We start from the raw sequence: 24,810 nt of genomic DNA on the forward strand, positions 1-24,810 counted from the left end.
AATCGGTCGTATATCGTAGCCGGTTCTTCAAACCGCTCCGATCGGGAATTACTTCTTAGGCGTCGTGGTCAATTCCAGCTCAATGGGAATCAATTTTTCGCCGCGACGAACTTCCAGGCGGATCTTCATGCCCGGTTCGGACTTGGCGATCATCTCCCGGAAGAGTTTGATGTGATAGACCGGCTCTCCTTCGAAGTAGACGATCAGGTCATCCGGCTTCAGACCGGCTTTAGCGGCCGGTGAGCCGGGTTCCACACCCTCGATATAGGGAGGGGTTTGTTCGACGACGTTCGGTACGAAGATGATGCCGTGGTAGGCACCGTTCCCGCGTCTTTCCTGACGGGGCGGCGAAGGCTTCCACTTACCTTGCATTCCCAGTTCGACGAACTCCACCAGAGAAATTGTCCGCGGCTTATCGTCGATTTTTACTTCCAGTTTGCAATTGAGCGGGATGGCATAGTTAGCCCAGGTGTCCGACTGAGAGTTTCGAAATTCCTTGCCCACCATACCGATCAATTGGCCATCCTTGGTTACCAGGGCACCGCCGGAGGCTCCCGGATTGTTGGTTATGGCATCGAGGAAAAATACTTCGCCGTGGAAGGGCGCTTCGAAAATCCCCCGGCGTGCCTGAAGCTTGGAAATCGCGGCAATCACGCCCCGCTGCACCGTCATCGGTTCGTCGCGCATGGCCACCTGGTAGGAGTTGTTAAGACTGAAGATCATATCTCCTGGCTTCACGTGCATGGCCTTGGCCGAGGCGGGAATGTCGTAAAAGGGCAGATCGAGCTTAAAGGAGGATTTCGCTTCCTGTTGAACCTGAATAATGGCCGCATCCAACTCGGGTTCGATCACGACGACCCGGGCTTTCATGCGTCGGCCATCCGACAAGTGCACGCGCAGATCGGCCGTGTCGAGTAATTGCGTGGCAATAGTCAGAATGTGCCCTTCCGGCGAAATAACGATGCCGGAGCCGTAGTTCACCAGCCCTTGAAAACCACCCGAGCCGAAGATTTTTACCATCTTCTGATTGGCTGATTGGAAGGCAGTCGAAAACGAGTCCTGAGCTTTCGCCCCAACAACCGAGCCAGAGAATAAAGCGACTGCCAAAATGTAGCGCACGATCATGTTATTTCGATGCTTCCGCAAGAGTGTAAGTCAGATTGTTAAGGGTCGCATATTTCCGGTCGCCGAAGCGAACATCCATTCTTCCCGGCAGCAGTCGACCATCGATCTTTTTGTAGTCGTACAAGGAGATCTCGCAGGGATCCAAATCCTTTGAAATGTAGATTTCAAAACCCACCAGGGCATAATCGGGATAGGTCATCTTCCCCGGCGGCAGATTGGGATTCAGGTGGGTCCGATAGAAGTACCACTTGCCGCGTACATCGGCATGTTCGGTACGGATGACCTCGCAAAGCAGCCTGGTATCGGCGAGCGATTTCGGCTTACTGCCGTCGGCCGGCATCAGATAAAACGGCTCGTACCCGCCGTGAGTAAAGCTCTCCCCTTCGAATCCCTTCGGCCCGAGAGTCAAGAAGCGGCGATAGTGATAGAGAGCCATCATCAACCCACCGCTGCCCGGCGGTTCCATGCGGTCGACATCGGTTTGCCCCAGTTTGATCGGTTCCAGAGTGTAATCGGTGTTCAAAGCCGCTTTGACGACCGTTTTTACCTGCTTATCTTTGGGATCCACCACATCGCTCACCGAAGCTTTGAAATCGGAGGCCCGGCCTTCCCGATCGGCGAAGCCGTTGATGGTCCAGTTTCCGGTGAGCTTACTGAAATCGCCGTGGGCTTTGATAGCCTCCAGCAATCGATCGCGAGAGACTTCATTGAAGTAGTAGTTGGCATAGCCTTTTCGCTCTTTCAATAGTTTCTGAACTTCCGCGGGAGGCTTTGGTCCCTGGGGCATTGGCCCCTTGGGCTGGGGAGTTCCTTCCTTGGGCTCGTTGACGACTTTCGGCTGATAACCCATCAATCGAACCAGCATCTCCTTGTTTTCGTTGCCGCGTCGAATAGTCATCGGTACGCGCCATTCGGAGGGGAAAATGCCGAGGATATTCTTGTACTGATTCACCGTGGTTACCGGTCGGCCGGCAAAAGACAGTAGCACATCGTTCTCGGCTAGACCGCGGCGATGCGCGTCGGACTCGTCCAGTACTTCTTTCACAGTGATCTGATCCAGGTCCGTCTCATCGCTGGTGGTCTCGATCCGCGCCCCGAGGGTGGCATGATCGGTCTCAATCCCGGCATAGAAATGGCCGAGGAAATTTTTTATCTGATTGATCGAGATGGCATAACCATGCCCGGAGTTGATACGCACGCGTTTTTCCATCGCGAACATAATTCGGCCGTTGATGCCGACCACTTCCCCATTCATGTTGAAAAGCGGGCCTCCCGAGTTGCCGGGATTGATGGAGGTGTCGGTCTGAATGCAATCGGTATATTCCAGGAAGCCCCCGGAAGGATGCTGATAACGATTCACGCCCGAAATCAGACCAAAGGTAACAGTCGGGTTGAAATCGGTTGCGAGAACGAACGGATTGCCCATGGCTAAAGACCAGTCGCCCGGCTTCACCTTGTCGCTATCGCCCAGAGGCGCGAACGGGAACTTGTCCCCCGGCTTTTTTGGCAGAAGTTTGATGAGGGCCACATCGCCGACTTTATCGATCCCTACCAGCACGGCCTGATACAAAACGCCGTCCGAAAGTCCGCATCGCATGGCCGGGCCGGTCGGTTGCACGACGTGAGCGTTGGTGAGGGCATAGCCTTCTTGATCAATCAATACCCCGGAACCGCCGCCCCAACCCTGCAGGCCGAAGATAGAGACCACGGCCGGTTTGACCTTATTGATCACGGCAATCCGTTTGGCTTCAGCTTCCTTCAGGGACTCGGCCTGGGAGGGAAAACTCGATAGCCCGACGGTGCAGAAGGCCGCCAGCAGAAAACAGAACGAGTATTTCTTCATAATGTCCGTCAACGGAGAAATTGTTGCTGTGTTACTTGATCACGCGGGCATCACCCAAGCTGACCTGATTTCCCAAATCGAGCAGTTCCGATTCCACGGTCAGCCTTAAATTTTTGACGTTCTGAATCCCCAGATTCAGCGTCTTAGGCTCATCTTTCTTCGTGATTTTCTGACTGAAGATCGGCTTGCCATCGGCCTCGATCTTCACGTTGACCACGCTGTCGGCTTCCAGTTCATCATCGACGCCGATCACCGCCCGAAACTCCCGGAACCCTTCCACGTCGTAAGTTAGGATCGTTCGAGAAGGAATTGTAAGTCCTTTGGGGAATTTTTCGCGATGCAGAGATATTTCCCGGCCATCGAGATTGGTATCCTTGCGAAATCGTTCGACGAATTCATTTGTGGAAGTCGCGACGACACTAGCCGGATCGAGATCGGAAAGGTAGCGGAGCGTACCCGAACTGAAATCGAGTCGAGCCACATCGGAAAGAGCATAACCAGCAACATCGACGCCGGTCACCGTGCTCCAGGTCAGTTTATCCCCCGCGACCTGAATCGCTTTGAGCACGAACAGATTTCCCGATTTATCGATCAGTTTACAGAGCGTGGTCGGCCGCTCGCCCTCAGGGGGTTGATTGAAGATTATCCCCAGCACGCGGCTCATGCGAATCGGCGAGGATACGCCGCCGGCGATTTCAAACTGAATGGTATCTCCCGTGGCATCGGCTTCCCCGAAGGTCCCCTCGATGGCGTCGAGATTCTCCCCTTTACGAACCACCATCACATCCCGCTTGCTCCGTTTCCGGACCAGAGTCTGGAAATCGGCCGCCAGCTTCAGAGAGTCGGGTTCCCGGAAGAGATAATAGACCTGCGAGAGTGGCAATTGAAGCGGCTTGGTGATTGAGGAGTTGTACAACTCCAATTCGATTTTTTTACCTTTGATCTTGTACGATTTGACTCGAAACTGGGAGCCGTCGAGCAATTCGATAATCGAAGTCTTTTCCTTGGTGGCTTCCTTGCGAAAGGGAGCAAAGTCGACTTGCAGTATTTGCGTGATGGGCAAGGAATCGGCCCGCCCGTCGACAGTCATGTCGATTTTTTTATCACCGATCCCCACCAGAACGCAATTGATTTTCTTGCCAGCCGTGGTAACCAGCTCGGCACCGGGCAGCAGTGTGGGACAAAAACACAAAAGCAGGAAAGGAACCAAGTGTCGAATCTTAGGTGACATGGACGCCCCATTCTACAGGGTGGGGAGAGAAAAACCGGAATGAAAAAAAGGCTGCCGCTACTAAAGGTCAGCGAGCAGCCTCGTCTTAAATAATGTTCGAATCAGGGCTGGGAGCGAGCCAGCGACTTAAAGTATTCTTCGATGACGACGCGATACTTCGGCGGCAGGTCCTTGGTCAGATCCATCATCGCCTTGGCTCGTTCCTTCTCGGGCATCTTCACCCAGTTTTCCTGGAGAGCCTTGAGTTTCTTCTCATCGACCGTGCCCTGGCCCCCGTTGGTGCCACCGAAGGAATCCTGCATCGGATTGGGCCCTTGACCCGAACCCGGTTTTTCGCCTGGCTTGCCACCGTTGGGGCAGGAACCGTTGCAGTTGCCTTTGCACTGATTTTCTTTTTCCTTGATCAGTTCATCGAGCCGGAAGACGATCTTCTTCTGGATGTCCTGAGTCTTCTCGCCACCGCGCGACAATTCCAGACGCCGTTCGACGTTGTCCATCAAGCGAGCGATGTTCGAAAGATCTTTTTCTTCGCGCTTCCAGCCTTGAATGTCAACGAACATGATACTCGCCAGCATTTTGTAGCGATCGGGGGCATCGGTCACATCGTCGACCAGTCGGACGATCGATTTGACGGCTTCATCCCGCTTGATGGTGGCATGCTCGGCCACGGCTCGGTGGAAGAAGTAGCTGGCCGGATCGACCACCTGTTCGGGGGTCACGCCGCGCAGTACTTCCAGAGCCTCTTCGTAAACTCGGGTGGAGCACAGAGCCTTGGCATAAGCCAGACTCAGGTTGGCCCGGAAGAAAGGACTGAGTTTGGTGTCCTTCAAGAGATCGGGAACCTGCTTGGGAGGATTTTTATCGGAGAGTTTGGCCTCTTCGAGGAGTTTAGCAACTCGGGGGTCGGCCAGCTTGAATGTTTCAACGGTTCGGTCCAGAACTGACAGATCGTTATTGGACCAGATTTTGTCTACAGCCGCACCATCCACGCCAGGCATATTTTTCAGCCAGGCTTCGACGTTCTTGCGGGCGTTCTCAGGCGTACTGCTTTTCAGACGGCTGAAGGTAAATTCGGGATTGTTTTCACCTGCGATCAGAGCGTTTCCTGTGGAGAAACCCGCGACCGACAGGAGTGAGGCCGCCACCCAATGACGAATACGCACTTCTCTCTCCCTGTTAATGCGGAATGGGCTTAAGCGCATTCCCGTGGACTAATAATCGTCAGAATAACTTCTTTCCAGCACAATAGCAACTACTTGTTTTTGCCGGTAGCCATATTTTTTGTCATAGTCCAGATTTTTTCCTGCTTTTCAGCCAGGTCGTGCAAATCCTTTCTAATGACTTCATCATCTGCCTGCTCCCCTTCAAACTTTCGGGAGTAGGCTTTGGTCCGCTCATTGACGCGGACCTGCAGGGAACGGATCAGCTTCAGTTCCGCCAATTCGTTGAGCAGCTTTTGATCCGAAGGAGAGCCGCCTCCTCCACCGCTACCACTACTGCCTTCCTGCTGTTGTTTCTTCAAAGCCGCAATGATTTCTTTCAGGGCTGCGATGATGTCTTCTTCGATCAATTGCGTCTTATCATCGGTAATCCCCTTTCGAAGACGTTCTTTGACGCTGATCATATCGCGTCGGACTTCTTCGAAGACATCGGGGAAGGCAACCGCACTCCCCTCCGCCTTGAGGATTTCCAGCACTTTGTCGGCCTCGGCGATGATATCCGATTCCTTATCCGACTGTTGCTGGGCCTTTTGGAATTCCAGCTTGGTTGGTTTGCGATCGGCATTCTTCAGCACGATTTGCTGGATGATCTTGGTATTCTCGTAAACATCGATCTGCATCGTCAGCATCTTATTGCAGCGTGCTTCGAGTGCGGCCAGGATGCGCTTCAATTCTTCTTCGCGAAGTTGTTTGAGCCGTTTCTCCAACTCTTCCTGAGCCTTCGTCAATTTGTCTATCGCCTCGGTCTGCTTTTTGGCCGCGTCTTCTTTCTTTTCCTCGCCGAGTTTTTTCGTCGCATCCTGCTGATCGGGCACAGCTTTCTGGACCTGATCAGCTCCAGGCGACTTGGGCGGCTGATTTTTCGGCGGAGAGGGCTGACCGGGCTTGGGATCTCCGTCTTTGGGTTGTCCGGGTTGGCTCGGCTTGGGATCTCCTGGCTTGGGATCGCCTGGTTTCGGATCTCCTGGCTTAGGTTTAGCGTCGCTGGGCTTACTTTCCGCCCCCATCTTTTTAGCCAATTCGTCCGTTTTCTTGGCGACCTGATCCTGATCCTTGCTCAACCGCTTTTTGTCCGCCCGATCCGATTCGTTCATGGCTCGCAGCTGCTTCTGATCGCGCAACAAGCCCTTCAGCTCGGCCAGCTGTTTTTCCAGCCGTTCTTTTTCCTCTTTGATGCGAGCCAGTTCATCATCGCTCAACAACAGACTCAGGATTTCCCGCAGCGACCGAGCCAGTTCTTCGTTCTGGCCAATCGCCTGCTGTACTTCGTTAATGGAAATATCATTCGACTTGCTGATGATGCGAATGAGATTCGAAAACTTGTTCTCGATCGCATCCTTTTCGACGAGATCGATCGCTTTGCGCAGCGTCTTGGCCTTGTCCTTATCCTCAACCCGCTCGCTCTTCTCATAATTCTGAGCGAGCGTCAGCAAAGCTTTCGAAAACTCCCCAAATTGCCGCTTCAGCTCCTGCTGCCGGGCGACCAGTTCCTTGGAAACCGGGTCGGCTTGCGGCGCGGCCGGCGTCGTCGCCGGAGGAGCGGCTTTCGGATTGGGAGGTTGGGCCTGAACCCCCCAGGTTACCAGGCAAAAACCGGCGGCCAGCCAGACTCGAGCTCGATCGAACATTGCCGATCTCCATCACAGAGGAGTGTCGAAGCTATGCACACTATAGGACGAATATTGAAACACGTACCAACTCTGATCTTCTAATTACTTGACGATTACTTTCAGGAAAGCGATTGGTCCTTTTATCGGAATCAGTTGAACCGTAAACTCGCCTTTCACCTTCCCGGCCGTGATTTCCACCGAGACATCGGTAGCCTCGTCGCTGAACTTCACCATCGGTGGTACCTTCAAGTCACTTCCCACCGGGACTTCGACCTTGAAGGAGGGATCATCGCGGAACAGCGTTCCCAGAATCACTCCCAATTTCACGTTCTGCTTGCCTCCCGCTTCAATTGTAACCGGCGGGGGAACAACCAGCGTGAGATCGTACAACTGACTTTGCCGATTCTCCAGAATCCGGTCGAGGCGACGGCGGATATCCTTATCCTGTGCTTCCAGAATTTTCTGCAGAGCGATGATGACCTGTTGAATCCCCGTGATTCCGCCCATTTCCTCGCGAACTCGCTTCAACTTGAACAGTACGGCCTCCAGGCGATCCCGCGTGATCTGAACCTGTGCGGCCTGTGGCAACTGGAAATTCCCCAGTTCCCCGGCAAAGGCATTCAACGCCTCTTCGGCCGCCGGGAAATCGGCTTTAACGCAACTATCGAGAGGCTTGACAATCTTCTCATCCAGCTTGCCGATGAGATTATCGTTGAACCGGTTAAAGCGATACTCTTTGATGATTCGTGTGTAAGCCGTCGATACATCGGTGGCGGTGTCTTTGGTCTTGGCCAGGGTCTCCAGCAATTCCCCCAGGCGTGTCTGATCGGGCAAAAAGTCGTCCTTCTCCTTGAGCGTATTGAGTCGGGAGGCCACGCCGCTATATTTCGCCAGCAAGTCTTCCAACCGGCGAATGACTTCATCGAGTTTCAGAGCCAGCCCGGCTTCCTCGCGGGAAATCTCGGCCAGTAATTCCCCCTCGGAGACCAGTTTGAAGAGGAAAGGTTCCTTATTCAAGGAAACCTTCGGTCCACTCTCCACGTTGGTGTCCGTGGCGGAAATATTCAAAGTGAGCGTATAGGACCTTTGAGCAACCCTTTCGTCCTTCTCCTCCAGCGATTTGGCATACTTGCGAAGGTCGAAGTAGCTCGTCTCATCAGCTGACTTGAATTTGAAGCTGTTGACAATCGGTAACTGGTTCTGCGGCGGCAACGGCTGCTTAATGGCCAATTTCAAGTTCTCCAAGGTCAGCTTTTTAGCCCATTGATTGTACTCTTCCACGAACGCCGGAACCATTTCATTGATTTCTGAACTCGACTGCACCTGGGAGCGAATGAGCGGCATCGTCGCTTTCAAAACTGTAGCTCGCTGGATCACATCGCCCAAGCTGGGAATCAGAGGTGTGCTCAAAAACAACGGGGTCACATAGGTCGAACGAGTACCCAGGATAATCGGTGACTCAATCTCGACGTAGGAATAAGTAAACTCCACCTTCGCAAGACCGTTATCATCGGTGACTTTGCTATCGGTGGAAAAAGGAATGATCGCCTTGGCCGTGCACATGTATTGGCTGCCGACTTTGCGAATCACATCGATCACGACATCGACTTCGGGAGCCTTATCTTCAATCGGCGTGATGGAAACCAGACGGCGGCTCTGAACGTTGTCGCGATCGGTAAATTGAATTTCGAACTCCGTCAATCGAGTGATCAGATTTTTCGTACTGGTCTGGAAACCAAACGTGACCGTTTTGCCATCAGCTCCCACCGGTACGGGAATCGGTTTCGGCTCGGCATCGATATCCACGCCGGGATATTTGCCCGGTTTGGGGATAATCGCGGCCGAGCTCAATTCCTTATCGACGGTAGCTTTGAATACCACTTCACTGCCCGCCGGAAGATCGAACTTCGAGCGATCACCTGTCAATGAAACCCCATCGGAGACTTCCTGCTTTAAACCTTTCAGAAGGCTGTAATTCACCAAAAGAGGAGGCTTAGTGCTATCGTAAGGAGGGGTGTGATACAGGTAGGCCGGGCGATATTCCGTGCGGGTAAATTCCACAATCGATGGCGGCGGTACCAGAGTGATGCGCCGGGCAGGACTGACGTAATCATCGGCTCTTACGTGAAAATCAACTGATTCTTTCAAGTCGCTCAGCGTACCGGAAAACTCCGTCGCGGATTCTTTCTTCAAACCCATTTCCACGCTGGATTTCAGCCCCCGATAGTCCAGGTTGACTTCACTCGGAATATGCAATTTGCGAAGCTTTCGACTATTGGAGTAATCGTCCACTTTGGCCTGCAGTTGAGTAAAGAGCGATTCCAACTTTTGGAGATCATTTGGAGAGACCAATTTGCGAAGGTACTGACGGGTCTCCTCATTGTCGAGGAAGAGCTGTTCAACGCGATCGATCTTCCAGCGGCCCAGATCGCTGGGGATATCGGCCAGTTCGGTCGGCAACGGGACTTGGAGCGAGTAGGCGACGGGCGAGAACACGAACGAACCGATCTCGGCGGCCTCACGGCTTGCTCGCATCGCCTGAACTGGAATCTCCGGAATGTCTTTGGGATCGAAAAACTTCGGCAAATCGGCCCAGGTCATCGGTCGCCAGCCATCGACGGATTTGGTATCGGCAATCACCCACTTATAAGCGGCCACGCGCAGACGCGGGGCCGGGCTGTCTCGACCAATACGCATTTCATTTCCTGGAAAATCGATAATTTCCAGGTGCGTCGAGCGCGGCCAGGGCACATCCTTGAGGAGAATATTTCGTTCCACCAGAATCGATGAGACATCGTAGCTGTTGATGAAATAGCGGCTCAGCGATGGTCGGTACAGAATTAAAGCGAAAATCGACAGTGCGAAAAAGACCAGAAAGCTGGTCGCCAGCAGCACCCGGCGTTTGGCCTGCAGGCGCTTGTGGTTCAACACCTGGTCGATCGGCAACTTTTCCAGTTCGCCTTTGACATCGTTAACCGTTTTCCGGATTAACTCCGCCGAGTAGCCATAGCGAGATTGCTTCTCAATATCGACGAGTTCGACGGCTGTGATCAACCGGCCATCCAATTGCTTCGGAAACTTATCTTCAAGAATGATCGCCAGGGCACGATCTTTTAGCGACCGCGTGACAGGCAAAAGCCAGCAACGAATAACGTAGACCGCCAGCGCCGCGAGCAACAGAGCGAGCACAACCGAACGGAGAGAATGCGGGGCATCCTGCACCCAGTCGAGACCGAAGAGGAGAAAAGCACCATAATCGAGGAAGAGGCTGATCCAGAAGTAGAAACAGACGAAGATCGCTACCGATAGGAGAGCATCGATAGTCAGGTAGCGCCGGATCGCATCGCGCAACCGCGCCAGCGGTTGCTGGATCTCTGGCGCCAGTTTATCGTGATCAGTTACTGCGTGATTCAAATTAGTATCCTGCATGTTCAGTGGGTGGAACTACGCCAGTCTTAATAATTTCCGGGACAGCCACTCTATCGAAAGCAAGAAGACCGCCAGAAGCAACAGCCAGCTGATCGTGGCCGGTTTATCCGAATACCAGCCGGAGATCCAGCGCGGCAATTCCGGGCCCTTATCCCACAAATCCTCGACTGCCCCCTTGGTTCGTGCCGTTACCGGGACCGTCACCATGCACTCGGGGATCAGATCGAGCGCCTGCTTGTTATCGAACTTGAAGGAGAGCTTTAACCCGTCGGGAGCGCGGGTCGCGGCCTGCCGGATCGCCCCGAGAACCGTCTTGTCGGCGACGCGGTTTTCGATTTCCGATACCTCGCCGGCCATGGCCGCGAGGGCGGCGTAGTCGGGTCGGACATTATCCACTTCCGGATTCGATTTCCGAATGGTGAATTTGCTGCGCAACGTATCGTTACTATCCGGGATCGATACATCAATGCGGTATTGCCCGGGGGGATAAGTCTCCGCCGTGGCCAGAATCTGGCGTTGGAACATACCGCTCCAATCCTCGGCACCGCGCTTGGAGTTCAACTTATATTCCCGAGTGTATTTCTTATTCTCTTTCTCGTGATCCTTCTCCTGGTAGTTATCCAGTTCTACCGGCTGGACGACGATCTTCGGTTCGGCGTTCTGTCCGACGGGCTTCAAGGAGGCATCCAGCAACTGTGCCGTTACGCGAATGTAACTGCCGGAAGTAAATTCCTTGGCCATTAGAATTCGACCGCGTCGATTCTGCTTACGTCGCGAACCGGAACTGAGGTACCGCGCCATCTTGATCCAGAAGCGTTCGAAATACGCCTGGGCTTTACCTGCTTCACGCAGACGCCAGATTTCCGAGGAGCCGATGAACCCGGTCATCCCCTGCCCCCAGCGCATAATAACGATGAACGGCGGGTCCCGACCGTCGGGCATCTTTAAGGCGTTGGGATCGGTATAGCTTGCGATGATTGTAGCGGCCGGTTTAACCAGCTGGGCCGGGTAGTAGTTGTAAAAACCGCGGATCGGACGGATGCCCTCGGCCGGGTTGTCCTTGCCGTAGAAGAAGTAATCCCAGCCCGCCAGCGGTCCTTCTTTTTCATCGTCGATTTTCAGAAAATCGGTATCGGGATTCACTCCCACGAATTTCAAAGCGTAAGGTTCCTTGGCATCGCGTTTGATAGAAGCCAAGTCGATATCGCCGGGCAGTACGGGATAGATATCAAGCAACGGCCGGAATTTGCTATTTTCGTCGACGCGGGCCATTTGTTTAGTGTAAATTGGCCCGGCCACTATCATCAACCCGCCCGCTTGGAGGTTCACCCAGGTTTCCACCATCGCGATTTGTTCCTGAGTCAACTGACTCCAGTCGGGATCGAAGGCAATAATCACATCGTAGCGGCCGAGGTTGTACCACTTTTCGTCGGCGGATTCTGCCGGATCTTCTTCCACCTTCAAACGGGTGGGAAATCGGGTCAGCATCCGCGAGGGATCTTCCAACAGCGAAATTTTCCCCTGCGCTCCCCCTTCGTTTTGCAGATAGATGCTCAAATCGGCGTTATCGCGGATCAACTGATTCACCAGGAATTGATAATCGCGGTTCGGGCCGCTGGAAATGATCAGGATTCTCATCGGCTTCTTTTCAATTTTCACCACGGCCGCTTCACTGGTGTGCTTGGGCTTCTCGAACTTTTCGCCGGGCACGCGGGCCGTGCTGGCCTGAATGCGCCATTCCCCTTCCAGCAGATCTTTGAAATTCGAGGCTTTGGTTTTCAAATTTTCAGGGAGTTTCTCAGGTTCTATGGGGATTTCCACCTGACCATGGGGTGGTTCCCCGGCCGCGAAGGTCACCTTCGATTCGATGACGTAAGGTGTATCACTCTTGGGCGGAAAAAGTTCAATCGTGATGGGAATCGTTTGACCGATCAAGCCTTCGCCATCGACTTCCGCAATGACTTTGAACGGTTCATCGGGCGGCGTCTGATCGGGGGCCTGAAGATCGGTGATTCGGAGGGCGATCAACTGACGATCTTCACCAACACCGATCGTAAAGATGGGAACCGATTCGCGTTTGGCACGTGCCCGAAGTTCGGATATCGTCGAATCGGAACCGGTATTGCTCCGACCGTCAGAGATGACGATGATGCCCTGCAACATGTTCGCAGCTTCGCGATTGAGTGCGGTCAGAACCGAATCGGGCACGTTGGTCGAGGTACCGATGGTCCGGGCCAGGTCGATTCGATTTTCGAGCTTGGGACGGATATTTTTCAGCGTGATCCGATCCGCTTCCGGCATATCGGCCGGTATCATTTCGGCTTCCGGTTTTTCAATCCAATTCTTGGCCCAGTCCAAGGTCCCGGCAGCTTCACCGCCGAAAGAAGCCGTCGCCTTCAGTTTGGCTCTGCCTTCTTCGGAAAGACTCTTGAGTACCCACGGTTTGAAATCGTACTTCGCAAACTCGTTCCACTGCGCATCTTTCCAAAGAGGGGCATATTCGCGCAGGGCCGTTCCATCATCCAACGTTGCATTGCGGAGTACTGCCGAGTATTCCGAAGCATCATTCCCCTGGGAATCGCGCACATTTCGCTTTTCGAAGGATTGCACATCCTCGTCCAACCGGCTTCCCATGCGATAGACGAACAGCGGATTCTTATCGAGAATCTTTTTCAGGAAACTAACCTTATCATCCGAAAGATAATCGAGCACTTTCTGGATCCGCGAGCGCGGCTTGGAAGTTGCGGCCTCCGTCGGTGAATCATCGCTGATCCCCATACTGTCGGAAACATCCAGCACCATCACCACGCGCGATCGTTTATCCGCCTTTTCCCAAGTCTGTCGGGACGGCAGAAGGAAGATTACCGTCAGGATGCCATAAATGGAGATTCGCACTAAGCCGAGAAAACTGGCCCAGCGCCAGCCGACTGAACGACTATCTTTGCGATACATGTAAATGACGTAGAAAATCCCGATTAGCAGAATGGGAATCAGAATCGCCAGCCACCACAAGCCGTTCTTTTCCACTCCGCCCAGGCGCAGAGTCTGTTCCAGCCGGCGTAAAATGATTTCGGTTTCTCGGACTGTCCCGGTATCGTTCATCTCAACCTTCCAAAGCTCGAGATCGCCTCGAGCGTGAAAACCAGCTAGGCGGCGTGGGAGTTGGGCACGCGTCTCCCCAGAGGCTTGCCCGTAGGATTATCGTTCGAACCGCCGTGAAAACTCAGTCTCACCGCCATGAACTGTTCGAAAATCAGAACCAGTAATAGCACCAGATAGAACCAGGGCGATTCGGAGAGATCGCTGCGTCGCAAGCGCAAGGCTTCCGAATATTCATCGCTGCTGGCCGTGTAGAGCTTGGCCCCCTTGGCGATCGATTCGATTTCCGTGGTATCGGCCCGTTTCAGATCACTTTCGGCCCGGGCATCGATGTTGTAAGCCAGTGCCCGATAGTCGGGTCGAAGAATCGGCTCTTTACCGGCCCCGCCAACCCGTTGTTCCGTAAATTCGAAGACGTAGACGCCGGGCTGCTTCGCTTCGTCGAAGTTTAAAATATTTTTGTCTTTGTTGGTCGTGAGTACCTGTTCGCCTAAAGCTGTAAACTTCGCGAGTTCCGGAATCGGATTCGGCCCTGTACCGCTCTTGAGATCCTGCCACAGCAACCATTTCTTGGCGCGATTGCTGTAACTTTGGGCATCGAAGGCAAATTCGAAATTACGGCCCAGTGGAAGATTCAAATCCGTCCCGGCGCTCCCCAAATATCGCTGCATTTCAATAGTGATAAGAGCGAAGTAGGTGAGCCCCGGTCCCTCCAGGTCATTCCAGGATACCCCAGCGGACGACATGAAGGCGAGTACTCGGCCGTTGCCAATCTGCTTCGCCACATAAAGCGGGTCGCCATATTTGACTACGTCCAACTCGACTTGAAGGTCCCGGGCAAGCTCGGCCTGTTCCGGTTGCTGCCAGAGTTCCCGCAAACTGGGCCGGTTAGTCTCTTTATCGCCATCATCGTGCAACAAACTATCGAGCTTGGAGGAAAGCCTGTAGAGCGGTGCCGAAGGATCGTTGGCGATGCCGCGAATCTCATCGTAATATTTCCGCAAAACATCTCGGTATTTCGACAGCTTTTCGTCATCTTTGGGCAGGCGGCTCATGAGCTTGTTGACGGCTGCCGAATATTTATCCATCGTCTGGAAATTCGGCAGCGTCATCAGTTCCTTGACCGATTGGTCCTGCGTATTCCAGGCCGCCCGGCGAACCTTGAAGTAACGGTCGATCACCACGAACAGGAGAAAGCGATTGAACTCTTCCGGGTTCACGCGAACGCCCCGCGAATCGGTATAGAGACGTTCGAGAGCCGGGTGCCGGTCATCGCGCGTGAAGATCTGCGGTTGGAAGCTGAATCGTCTTTCGAAGCGTTTTTTCTCGCGCTCGGCATCGGGCAGGCTGAAACCTTCAGGTTGATCGTCGAGCGGTGCGGGGAAGAGCCCCTTGCCCTCGTTCCAAAGTTTGGCGTTGTAGAACTCTTTGATGTCGTTCGGCTTGATGGATGGCCCCATGAAAAAGGCCACTCCCCCCCCAGATTTGACATAGGTTTCCAGATTGGTGACCGCCTTATCGCTCAGCCGGGGCACATCGCAAACAAAAACGCCGATGTAAGGCTGAAGATTCAGGTTCTCCAATTCGGCAGGAGTTTTCAATTGAACATCGAATCCCTTGATCGAGTCCATGAAAAGTTTCTGCAGGTGGAAAGTTTCCGATTCGCGTTTGCCTCGACTGGCCGGGTTGTTATCCACGAGCAACAGAGGGACCTTGTCGCGAACTTCGACAACGGTATAGCGGACGTTATCCATCGCCAGCCCGGCCTGTTCGTTCTCCAGATGTGCGGAAACCAGATTGAATCGATCGAGCGGATTCTCTTCGGTACCGACCCGATCCAGACTCAATGTGAATCGGGCCGTGGTCAATTCATTGGGCGGCAAGGAGGGAATGTTTACCGACCCTTCGGCACGTTCCGAACCGTTGAGCCGGCTCGAAATACGGACGTTCTTTTTCTCGCTCGTACTGAAGTTGGCGACCGTAACCGTGAATTCCACCGGTGCGAACTTGGCGGTAATTCTCGTGTCGGCCCGTAAATCCAGGATGGCAATGTTGTCGTGATAGAGGGGAGTTTTCTGTTTTTCAGATCGCTCCGGATGCGCGGCATCCAACAGATAAATATCGGTTCCCGCCTTCACTTCCGTGAAGACATCGGTCAGATTCTTTTCGGCGCCCGCTCCCCAATCGACTTGTCGGAAGTCGCTGACAACGTGCAGAACATGTCGCATCCGTGGCGTATCGTCGAAGATCTTTTTGGCTCGCTTCAACCCCTCGGTGAGCGGAATACTGAATGGACTCGGTTTCAAAGGATTCAGGTAGCCGCGCATGTCGTCGAGAGAACCACTATTGAGCCGGCTGAAGTCGCGGGGATTTTCCAGATCGCTCAGGCGAATAATTTCCAGATACTGAGGCGTCGGGGCCTGCATAATATCTTTGGAAATCTTATCGGTAATCAGCCGTTTCGCTTCGCTGAAGGTGTCTTTGGCCAGGCCGTCTTCCCGCCAGCTGTCATCCATACTGGGAGTATCGTCCAGAACGACGATGTGCAGAGTGCTCTGCGCTTCACTTCCGCCCAACGATTTGAAGCCGAGGAAGCGGGCCAACAGGAGTCCTAGGAGCAGCACCAAAAGAATGCGGAGCAACAATAGAATCAGCTGCTCGATGATCAATTTCCGCTTGCTGCGCTTCTGCGATTTCAGCAGAAACTCCATGGCGGCCCAGCGAACGCGCTTGTAACGCATCCGGTTGATCAGGTGAATGATGATCGGCGAGGAAATCAGGATTCCACCGAGTATCATCGACCAGGGATTGAGAAAAAGTTCCATTCTAAGAGGTCACTCGCGCTGAGTTTGCATTCGTTCGATTTTGATGCGATCAGGAAGTCCGGGCCTTGGCTCGAGGATCCAGTCGCTGATGCAGGAATTTCGCCAGCACCGCATCCAGGGGATCGCTCGTCTTGAGCAGTGTGTAGTCGATACCCCGTTTTGTACAACCCTGTCGCATCTCGGTCAGGTAAATGTTCAACTCTTCCAGGTAGCCTTCCCTCAGAGCTTTCGGGTCGCAGAAAAGGTTGGGAAGTTCTTCCATCCCTTCGAAGCGAGTCATGCCGTTGAAGGGAAAGTTCAATTCATCATCGTCCAGCAGATGAAACAGCATGACGTCCTGCTTGCGCAGGCGAAGCATATCCAACCCCTTCAGCAGCGGTTCGCGATCCGTCAGACAGTCGGAAATCACCGCCACGATGCCACGCTGATGAGTAGCTTCCGCGACTCGGTTGAGGATCTTCAACATGTCGGTTTTATCGCGAGGCTTGGAGACATGCATCGTCTGGCAAATCGCCTCCAGATGTTTCTGAGAAGCTCGGGGCGGCACGACGGCACGGACTTCGGAATCGAAAGTCGTAATTCCAACGGAATCCTGCTGGCGGATCAGAAGATACGCGATGCAGGCCGCGGCGGTGCAGGCATATTCGTATTTGTTGAGATTGCCAGCCCCATAGTGCATCGATTCCGAGACATCGAGTACGAGTTGGCAGCGCAGATTGGTTTCGGCTTCGAACTGCTTGATGTAAAAGCGGTCGGTCTTAGACCAGACTTTCCAGTCGAGATGCCGGATGTCATCGCCGCGCACGTACTCGCGGTGCTGGACGAAATCGACCGAATGTCCGAAGAACTTCGATCGATGCATGCCGTTGATGAATCCTTCGACGACCTGGGCGGCCTGTAACTCGAGATGGGCGATCTTCGAGATGGTGCGAGGATCGAGAAATCGACGGGGATCTTCTTTATTCGCCATGTGTACCCGAAGGTTGACGCAGCCAAACAGCTATTCGTGGAATGCCGATAGAGGCCGCGGGGTCGATTACGCAAAAATCTTTTTGAACCGCTCGTCCTTTTGCAGTTCGCCTTCCCGGCTGGGGGTCTCGGCAATGAGCTTTTCGACGACCACATCGGGAGTGATGCCTTCGGAAGCGGCCGTGAAGTTCGTCAGAACGCGGTGCCGGAGTACCGGTTTGGCGAGGGCCTGAATATCTTCGACCGTCGCGTGTGAACGGCCATAGAGCAGCGCCCGAGCCTTGGCTCCCAGGATCATGAACTGCGCGGCACGTGGACCTGCCCCCCAGGACAACCAATCCTTGGCGAACTTGGGAATGCCCGGCTCGGTGACGCGCGTCTGCCGGATCAAAGCCAGGGTGTACTGAATCACGTGATCGGTCACCGGTACCTTGCGGACTACCGTCTGCAGTTCCATAATCTGCTCGCCGGTCAGCACCGCACTCGGTTCATCCATGGCCAGCGCGGTCGTGCGCTTGGCAATTTCGAATTCTTCATCGTAGGTCGGGTACTTCACGAAGACCTTGAACATGAAGCGGTCCTGTTGCGCTTCGGGCAGCGGGTAGGTCCCTTCCTGTTCGATGGGGTTCTGGGTAGCAAGTACGAAGAAGGGATTGGGTAGCCGATGGCGGGTTCGGCCGACCGTGACTTGCCGTTCCTGCATGGCTTCCAGCAAGGCTGCCTGAGTTTTGGGCGGCGTACGGTTAATTTCGTCCGCCAGAATCACGTTGGCGAACAACGGGCCGGAGAGGAACTTGAATTCGCGGGAGCCGGTCGTGCGATTTTCCTCGATCACTTCCGTTCCCGTGATGTCCGAAGGCATCAAGTCGGGCGTAAATTGGATGCGGCTGAAATCGAGCGAAATACAGCGTGCCAGAGTGGCGATCATCAAGGTCTTGGCCAGACCCGGCACCCCTTCGAGGATACAGTGGCCGCGGCTGAACATGGCGATCAGCAACTCTTCGATTACCGATTCCTGACCGACGATCACGCGACCCAACTGCCGTTTAATCTCCTTGAAGGCGACTTGCAGCTTCTGCATCGCCTCGACATCATTGCTTGCCAATTCATTAAGCTCTGACATGAATCGTTCTCGGTTAGGATGGAATTTCTGATGAGTGTGCGACAAATCATCTTTGATAAATCGGTAGGGTGGCCTTATCCAATTGCAGAATAGTCAGGTTCACGGTTGTCGTGAATACATTGCCGATGTAACCCGAACTCCAGCTACCGTCGTTCGACTGGCCCGCTTTCAAATAATCAAACATGGCCTCTTTATATTTGGTCCAGGACAATTGGTCGTCTTTTTTCGATCCGGGGAACAATCTCTCGTAACCATCGTCCCCCAGAATGTAAACGGCCTGGGCGAAGTAGTAACTCTGGTACTCGTCGTGGGACAGTCGCCCTTTGCCCACGGGAATGCTCTCTTTGCAGTATTTGATCCATTTCTTGGCATAGTCGGACGAGTAATCCCCCGAGCTGAAGGCACAAGACACCGCCGCGGCGGTCAGGGCGGGTCGCTCCTGTCCGCTAACCGCGCTCCCCGTGGCTAGACTATAGATGATGCCACCGCGAGAGGTCGTGCAGTCTTTAAGGTATTTAACGGCTTTATCGATAATCGACTTGGGAACCACGATACCGGCATTTCTGGCGGCTCGTAGGCCTTGGAGTTGGGTGATGGTCACGCTGCCTTCGTCGAAGTTTCCCCCTTCGCTCGCCGAAACATAACCCCAGCCGCCGCGATCGGTCTGCGCTTTACCGCAGTACTCCACGGCCTTCGTCAGCATGCGTTCCAGGTCTTTACGTCGGCGTTCGTCTTCTTCTTCACCATAAACGCTCGCCAGAAACAACAGGCCGAAGCCATGCCCGTACATGTATCGGGAGGATTCCGTGGGATTATTCGGGTTTCCCAAAAGTCCGGAAGGCTGCGATCGCTTCATGAACCATTCCACGGCCCGCCGCAAATTAGGACTGTATTTCCCTTCCCGCAGCGTGCTGCCTTCCATGAGAAAGCACATCCCGGCTAAGGCGGTCATGGTGGTCGGGTACTGCCCGCCGTTTGCTTCCCAGTTGCCTTCCCCTTTGCTTTGAGTGCTCGCCAGCCACTTCAAGCCGCGGTCGATCATCGCCTGTTGTTCGGCTTTGATCTCTTCGGCTCGGACCGCGATGGGTCCGAGACAAAATACGGCTAGAAATCCTACGGTGATGGAACGGATTGGAAACACGATCCTCTCCTAAACGGAAGGGCTGCCACATTAAGTAGATGACGAGAATATCAGGACTTTCTCACCAATGCAATTGAAACGGAGAGGATTATTTCGATCCGCATCCGGTGAGAGTATCATAATACCGAGCGCCGAACATTGCTGTAATCGGGAATCGCAAACGATTCTCAGATTCCGTTAATTTTTGATCATTACCGGCTTAATCAAGACTCCGGAAGGTACTGGCAGTCCGCCATTCGAGTTGATATTCGACGTCGTCTTTAAATTGTCGGCATGAGACAACTGGATGCGAACGTCGTTACGAATGATCTCAATCTTCTGATTTTTCTGATCGATATTCAGAGTATGGAACCAGCCTCCGTTTCCGAAGAGGGGGTTCTGCCCGAACAGGAGCATCCCCGTTTTTTTATCGAGAACGACCAGCCTGAAGATGTAGGAATTATTATTCAGCACCTGGGAACCGGCAATAAGAACCGGCATCTCCTGATAGCGGTCGATGACCAGATTCTGCTGCTCGAACTGCTCATCCGTATGCCACTGAAAAGCCCCGGTTTTACGATCGAACGCATACATAATTCCATTTAACGGAACCGTATGAATGGTGTTCGAGAGCCCCTGAATGGCCGCTACGCCGTTATTTCGATGCAAGCCAAGAAAAACCTGCTCCTTATCGAGCAAAACAATCGCGGAATCCACCTTGGCTAAATGTTCGGCCACCTTGTTGGCTTTCAATTTCGACTGAAACAGCGGTTTACCCGTCAAAGAATCAAAAAGGCTAACATCCCCCTTCAGGGTCACGAAGCCCACGACTTTACCATCGTCCGATTTCGCCAATATCGCTTTTTCCGCGGCCTCCTGCTTCCAGAGATCCTTCCCCGACAGCATATCCACCAGTCGAAGGACTAATTTGCCATTCACGACATCGTGAGCCAATACGTTTCGTCCAAACTCCCGAATCCGTCGGCTGCGCCCCAGGAGAAGAGAATTATCGGGCACCGCCACTTCGACACCATCGGAGGCTCGAACAGCCTTGAGCCCGGTCGCTCCGCCTCCGGTACCCGAGTTGTTGGAACTCTGCTCATAAAAGAAGATGTAATCCTGATCGCCGAAGAGCTGGACGTTCGTTGGCAAACCCCGCTTCACCCACATTTGAGAACCGGTCAGTGGGTCCAGGGTCACCAATCCATCCCGAGTCAACAGCGCGAGATAATTCGGCTGCAGCAAGGCGATACCGCCGAGTCGGTGAACAGTGTTATCGGTGTAGTAGATGCGAAGATCCCCATCCCCATCGACATCGATCCGATGTTGATTGTTCTGCTGCATGGGGGGATTTTTCCCAAACAGATTATACTCGGGCCAGAGTGGCTTCCGAGCCGCCAAATCGAAGGCGTAAACCATATTCATGCATTGCAGAATCAGAATATGTCCCTTCACCTGATAGAGCCGGTTGTAGCGCAGTCCCTGATTATTAGCCAGGTAGATTCCCATGCCCTGCGGGCTTTGAAGCGGCTTGGAACGGTATTTTTCGTCCCCGGTCTGTTTATCCACGATTTTCAAAGTCCACTGATTGCCGTTACCGTTCGTTTCGACGTAAACCCGATTCCGCTCGAAAAACGGCGAGGAATCTTCATCATCCGGGATTACCTGAAAAGGCATCTGGATCATTCCGGAATTCTGATGATCTTCCTTGGCTTTCAAACGGCCATTCCAAGTAAGGTTGGATGGCTCGAGGTAAGGCAGATACCGTTTGTCGGTGATCAGATCGTTCAGGGACTGCTCTCCCGAACGGCCATCGGAGAGTTTGACCGAGGCGTATTCCGTTCCCAGTCGCTGGTACATGCGGATGGAAGATTCGAACAGATTCCGCTTCATGTACAGCTTGGCCAGCAGTTCAGTCGCGGCCACACTGACTTTCAGATCGGGAATCTTCTGCAGATTCAGAAGAATCATTTCCCCTTCCCGCATATCTTCGTCGTTGTGCGTATCGATGAGCTTGGAAGCCAGAAGCAATCTCGATTGATTACCGGCTTCCAGTTCGGGATTTCCAAATAATTTGACGAAGGACCGCAACTGCTCGAGATCATTCGATTCGCGAACCTTCTTCCAGTTCTCGTTGATCTTGTCTTCGAGAGGTTTGCGATTCTCCGGCTTGGCTGATCGCAGCATGGCTTCAATGCGACCGCGAGCCCACACATCGGGTCGGGCGCTTGTGAGCGGTTGATCCAACACGCTGACCATTTCTCGATTGCCTACCAGGGTACCAAAGGTCTGGTAATTTTCGAAGGCATCCAGCAATCGGCCTTGTTCCTGCCTTCCTTTGCCGACCATGGCGTAGAAATTCGACTTCCGACGCAGTTCCTCATCCAGTAAAGCCTGCTTCTGCACCGGTTCGACTCCCGGGGGAATCACCACGTTGCACAATTCCTTGTACTCCGTGAGATAACTTTCCGCCCGCGTGAAATCCCCCTGGATGTATTCGGTCATAGCTTCGAACAGTTTATTCCGCGCCCGAATTCTCAGATCTTCCTTCACATCCTGGCTCAAAACCTTTTTGAGAGTCACAATTGCCTTGCCCAGTTCGCCATCATCCAACTGCAACTCTCCCATGGCCGTCAGACCTTCGGGATCATTGGGATCGGCGGTCAAGCGTCGGGCCATTTCCTCTTTTTTAACCTGCAACTGGGGGAAGGCCTGCAGTTCATAAGGAGATTGCGAGATCACATCCCCTTCGTGATAAATCAGGTTGCCGACGACAGTTTTCTTCCGAGACTTAGTCTTGGCCTCGACGGTTCCTTTGGCCACATCGATCGTCCAGACTTCCGGCTCCTTGGTTTCGGGAGATTCCTTAATGGGCAGTAAATACATGCCGCCACTGGCCGTACCAACTCCGGAAGGCAGGCCAATACTGATGCTGGCCCCGACTTGGGCACCATCCACCAGGGAGAGAAATCGCACGTTCGATTTGCCGACGATCATGACTTTCTTGTCGAACACACCGGCGACGTAGAGATCGTCGGAATTCCGCGAAGATTCCCAGCTTAAGGAGCCAGATCGCAGATCCAGGCACTGAACCGCTTCGCCGTCATAGGCGGTGAAAACGACTTTATTCTGACTGATCATGGGCATCGAGACTCGCCAGCGATCCAAACTGAGATTCTGATTCGCCAGCATCTCGCCATTCATCCCAAATCCACCGCGGATGATTCGGTTCCGACCATTGATCGGCATCTCCGGTTCCTCCGGCGGCTTCGGTCCCGCTTTGCGATACGAATGGGACCAGACGATATTTCGAGTTTGCAGGTCGATCCCCACGAGAGCGCCGGCATTAGTCGGACAGACGAGGATGCCGTCGCCGTAGGCCAGGTGAACCCCTTGAATTCGGCGGAAACTATCCTGAGGCAACGGCGTCTGCGGCGATCCGAGAGGTTGATACCATTCGAGTTCGGGGAAATTGTCCGCTGAGATTTTGTTGGGATTGATGCAGGCGAGCATCATCTCCCGATCCTTTTCCAGAACTACATAAATCTTCCCGGCAATTGGGAGTGGCGCTCCCAGAAAGAAGGAATCGACGAATAGTGTGGAAGCCGTCTCATTTTTACGCTCCTCCGAGACGACCTTTTTCTTGGCCCCTTCGTCCTGATCGGCGGTTTTCCAAACCATCTTTCCAGTTTCGATCTCGATGGCCGCCAGCTGATTATGCGACACCTTGTCCGACAAGGGACCGAAACTCAGCTGCTGCCCCATCTGATTGTAATTGAAGATTTGCATCGGATGCGGAGGCACGAACAGATCATCGATGTAATAGAGGTATTTTCCATCGTGGCTCAGAGTACCGACAAGACCGTTTTCAAACAGAATCCCCTGCGGTCCCTGGTTGGCATAGAAAGGTCGGAACCACTGATTTTCGAAGTTACTCTTAAAAGTCTGATTGCTGACGATCTGATACAGCGAGGCCTTCGTGTTGGAACGCCAATCGAGTTCCCCAGCCTTTCTTCCATCCGGGGTATCTTTCGTCAAAACGCTGTATACGCCGTCGTAGGTGCGGAAAATGACTCGTCCGGGCAGAGTTACCGGGAAAAACGCCGGGATGGCGGCAGGATTCGAAGAACGAGCGAGCCGCTTCAGGGACTCGTCCAGATTTTGCTGAATCCATTCCATGCCTTTCTTGGTCGAAAAATCCGCGCTATCCTTGTCCGACGTGGAAAACATGTTGTAAATGGGCATCATCGAGAACGTGAACCGGGGATCCAGAAAAGGCCGGCTACCCACCCCTTGTGCATTATGAGTTGAGTCGCCTCCGATCGTAACGTACTCTGTGGCCTCGTTGCGATTCTTCACGACGATACGATCAAACTCCGTTTTGAGCTGATCGATGGAGAACTTTCGTCCGCCGAGGGTAACCTCGTTATCCTTGGCCGACTTGATCAATTTGTCCCAGTATTCGTCGGCGGATTTCGGCTCGCCAATTCGTTTGTAGGCAATTGCCAGCTTCAGCAGCAGACTGGAGGGCAACGACTCGTCCGGATTGCGAGTCTCGAATTTGCGAAGGGTCAGAGCCGCCATCAGATACCGGCCCCGGTCGAGATGCCAGGTTCCCAACCGGACAATGGCTTCGGCGCCGGCCTTGGTATGCAGATAGGTCGAAGCGATCTCGGCCATTTTAACCATCGGATCGCGAGTATCGGTCGATTCCGGATTGAGGGCATCTTTCAGTTTGGCCTCAGCTCTCGGGCCGTAAGTCAATTGATAGAATTCCCGGCCTTCTTTGTTGAAAGAGGCCAGAATGCGATTGAGTTCTTCCTTCAGGCTGACCTTGATCCGGATTTTTCCTTCGGTCGGATGATCGCGATAGGTCTCAACGAGTTTATCGAGGGGATCTTCGAGAAGATTCTGGATGACTTCGCAGATCTCGTTCCAGGGTACCTTCTCTTTTTTCAGGTAATCTTTAATGGCATCGACGCGCCGGGAAGCATCCCGGTCGATGAAAAGAAAAAGCCCGTCGGTAGGGTCTTCTTTCTTTTTCTTTTTGTCGTCTTTTTTGATCTCGATGGGTGCCGACTTAACGGCGATCTGACCGTAAGATACTTCGGGTGAATGGAGAATGGCAAAGGTCAGTATCAGGCACGATCCCGCGCCAAGACGCATCCACCGGGACAGACGACGCATCGTAGGTTCTCGCTTTTCCGGAAGGCATT

General features: G+C 53.5%; 12 protein-coding genes. All 12 read right to left on the bottom strand.

Annotated elements, in window-relative coordinates:
• Nucleotides 1–48: 48 nt before the first annotated feature.
• The 12 genes from KIH39_RS12630 to KIH39_RS12685 all read right to left on the bottom strand — a co-directional run bounded on the left by KIH39_RS12630 (nt 49) and on the right by KIH39_RS12685 (nt 24,781).
• Nucleotides 49–1,125, bottom strand: a complete 1,077-nt coding sequence (locus KIH39_RS12630; RefSeq protein WP_213499971.1) for a S1C family serine protease — start codon at nt 1,123–1,125, stop codon at nt 49–51.
• A 1-nt stretch (nt 1,126) separates the two neighbouring features.
• Nucleotides 1,127–2,968, bottom strand: coding sequence for a S1C family serine protease (locus tag KIH39_RS12635; RefSeq protein WP_213499974.1), 1,842 nt, complete (start codon nt 2,966–2,968; stop codon nt 1,127–1,129).
• A gap of 31 nt (nt 2,969–2,999) precedes the next feature.
• Nucleotides 3,000–4,199: an NPCBM/NEW2 domain-containing protein gene (locus KIH39_RS12640; protein WP_213499984.1), complete on the bottom strand. Its 1,200-nt coding sequence runs from the start codon at nt 4,197–4,199 to the stop codon at nt 3,000–3,002.
• Between the two features lie 101 nt (nt 4,200–4,300).
• Nucleotides 4,301–5,362, bottom strand: a complete 1,062-nt coding sequence (locus KIH39_RS12645; protein ID WP_213499985.1) for a hypothetical protein — start codon at nt 5,360–5,362, stop codon at nt 4,301–4,303.
• 89 nt (nt 5,363–5,451) lie between these two features.
• Entirely contained in the window at nt 5,452–7,047 is a 1,596-nt protein-coding gene (locus KIH39_RS12650; RefSeq protein WP_213499986.1) for a hypothetical protein, read from the bottom strand.
• A gap of 84 nt (nt 7,048–7,131) precedes the next feature.
• Nucleotides 7,132–10,443 carry a hypothetical protein gene (locus KIH39_RS12655; RefSeq protein WP_213499987.1) on the bottom strand — a complete coding sequence of 1,104 codons (3,312 nt, stop codon included), beginning with the start codon at nt 10,441–10,443 and terminating at the stop codon, nt 7,132–7,134.
• A gap of 30 nt (nt 10,444–10,473) precedes the next feature.
• Nucleotides 10,474–13,560: a vWA domain-containing protein gene (locus tag KIH39_RS12660; RefSeq protein WP_213499988.1), complete on the bottom strand. Its 3,087-nt coding sequence runs from the start codon at nt 13,558–13,560 to the stop codon at nt 10,474–10,476.
• A gap of 44 nt (nt 13,561–13,604) precedes the next feature.
• A complete protein-coding gene (locus KIH39_RS12665) occupies nt 13,605–16,382 on the bottom strand; it encodes a BatA domain-containing protein (protein ID WP_213499989.1) in 2,778 nt (925 codons plus the stop codon).
• A gap of 49 nt (nt 16,383–16,431) precedes the next feature.
• Nucleotides 16,432–17,352 (bottom strand): DUF58 domain-containing protein, encoded by a 921-nt coding sequence (locus KIH39_RS12670; RefSeq protein WP_213499990.1) that lies wholly within the window; start codon nt 17,350–17,352, stop codon nt 16,432–16,434.
• 66 nt (nt 17,353–17,418) lie between these two features.
• The gene (locus KIH39_RS12675) at nt 17,419–18,474 is read right to left on the bottom strand and encodes an AAA family ATPase (protein WP_213499991.1); all 1,056 of its coding nucleotides are present in this window, start codon (nt 18,472–18,474) and stop codon (nt 17,419–17,421) included.
• Between the two features lie 46 nt (nt 18,475–18,520).
• Nucleotides 18,521–19,615, bottom strand: coding sequence for a prenyltransferase/squalene oxidase repeat-containing protein (locus KIH39_RS12680; protein WP_213499992.1), 1,095 nt, complete (start codon nt 19,613–19,615; stop codon nt 18,521–18,523).
• 177 nt (nt 19,616–19,792) lie between these two features.
• Nucleotides 19,793–24,781, bottom strand: coding sequence for an outer membrane protein assembly factor BamB family protein (locus KIH39_RS12685; RefSeq protein WP_213499993.1), 4,989 nt, complete (start codon nt 24,779–24,781; stop codon nt 19,793–19,795).
• Between the last annotated feature and the right edge of the window lie 29 nt (nt 24,782–24,810).

The sequence above is a fragment of the Telmatocola sphagniphila genome (assembly GCF_018398935.1).
Lineage (GTDB): Bacteria > Planctomycetota > Planctomycetia > Gemmatales > Gemmataceae > Telmatocola > Telmatocola sphagniphila.

Coding starts and splice junctions, on each gene's coding strand:
- KIH39_RS12630 (WP_213499971.1), bottom strand. CDS start 1,125: ATGATCGTGCGCTACATTTTGGCAGTCGCTTTATTCTCTGGCTCGGTT.
- KIH39_RS12675 (WP_213499991.1), bottom strand. CDS start 18,474: ATGTCAGAGCTTAATGAATTGGCAAGCAATGATGTCGAGGCGATGCAG.
- KIH39_RS12650 (WP_213499986.1), bottom strand. CDS start 7,047: ATGTTCGATCGAGCTCGAGTCTGGCTGGCCGCCGGTTTTTGCCTGGTA.
- KIH39_RS12640 (WP_213499984.1), bottom strand. CDS start 4,199: ATGTCACCTAAGATTCGACACTTGGTTCCTTTCCTGCTTTTGTGTTTT.
- KIH39_RS12670 (WP_213499990.1), bottom strand. CDS start 17,352: ATGGCGAATAAAGAAGATCCCCGTCGATTTCTCGATCCTCGCACCATC.
- KIH39_RS12660 (WP_213499988.1), bottom strand. CDS start 13,560: ATGAACGATACCGGGACAGTCCGAGAAACCGAAATCATTTTACGCCGG.
- KIH39_RS12665 (WP_213499989.1), bottom strand. CDS start 16,382: ATGGAACTTTTTCTCAATCCCTGGTCGATGATACTCGGTGGAATCCTG.
- KIH39_RS12635 (WP_213499974.1), bottom strand. CDS start 2,968: ATGAAGAAATACTCGTTCTGTTTTCTGCTGGCGGCCTTCTGCACCGTC.
- KIH39_RS12685 (WP_213499993.1), bottom strand. CDS start 24,781: ATGCGTCGTCTGTCCCGGTGGATGCGTCTTGGCGCGGGATCGTGCCTG.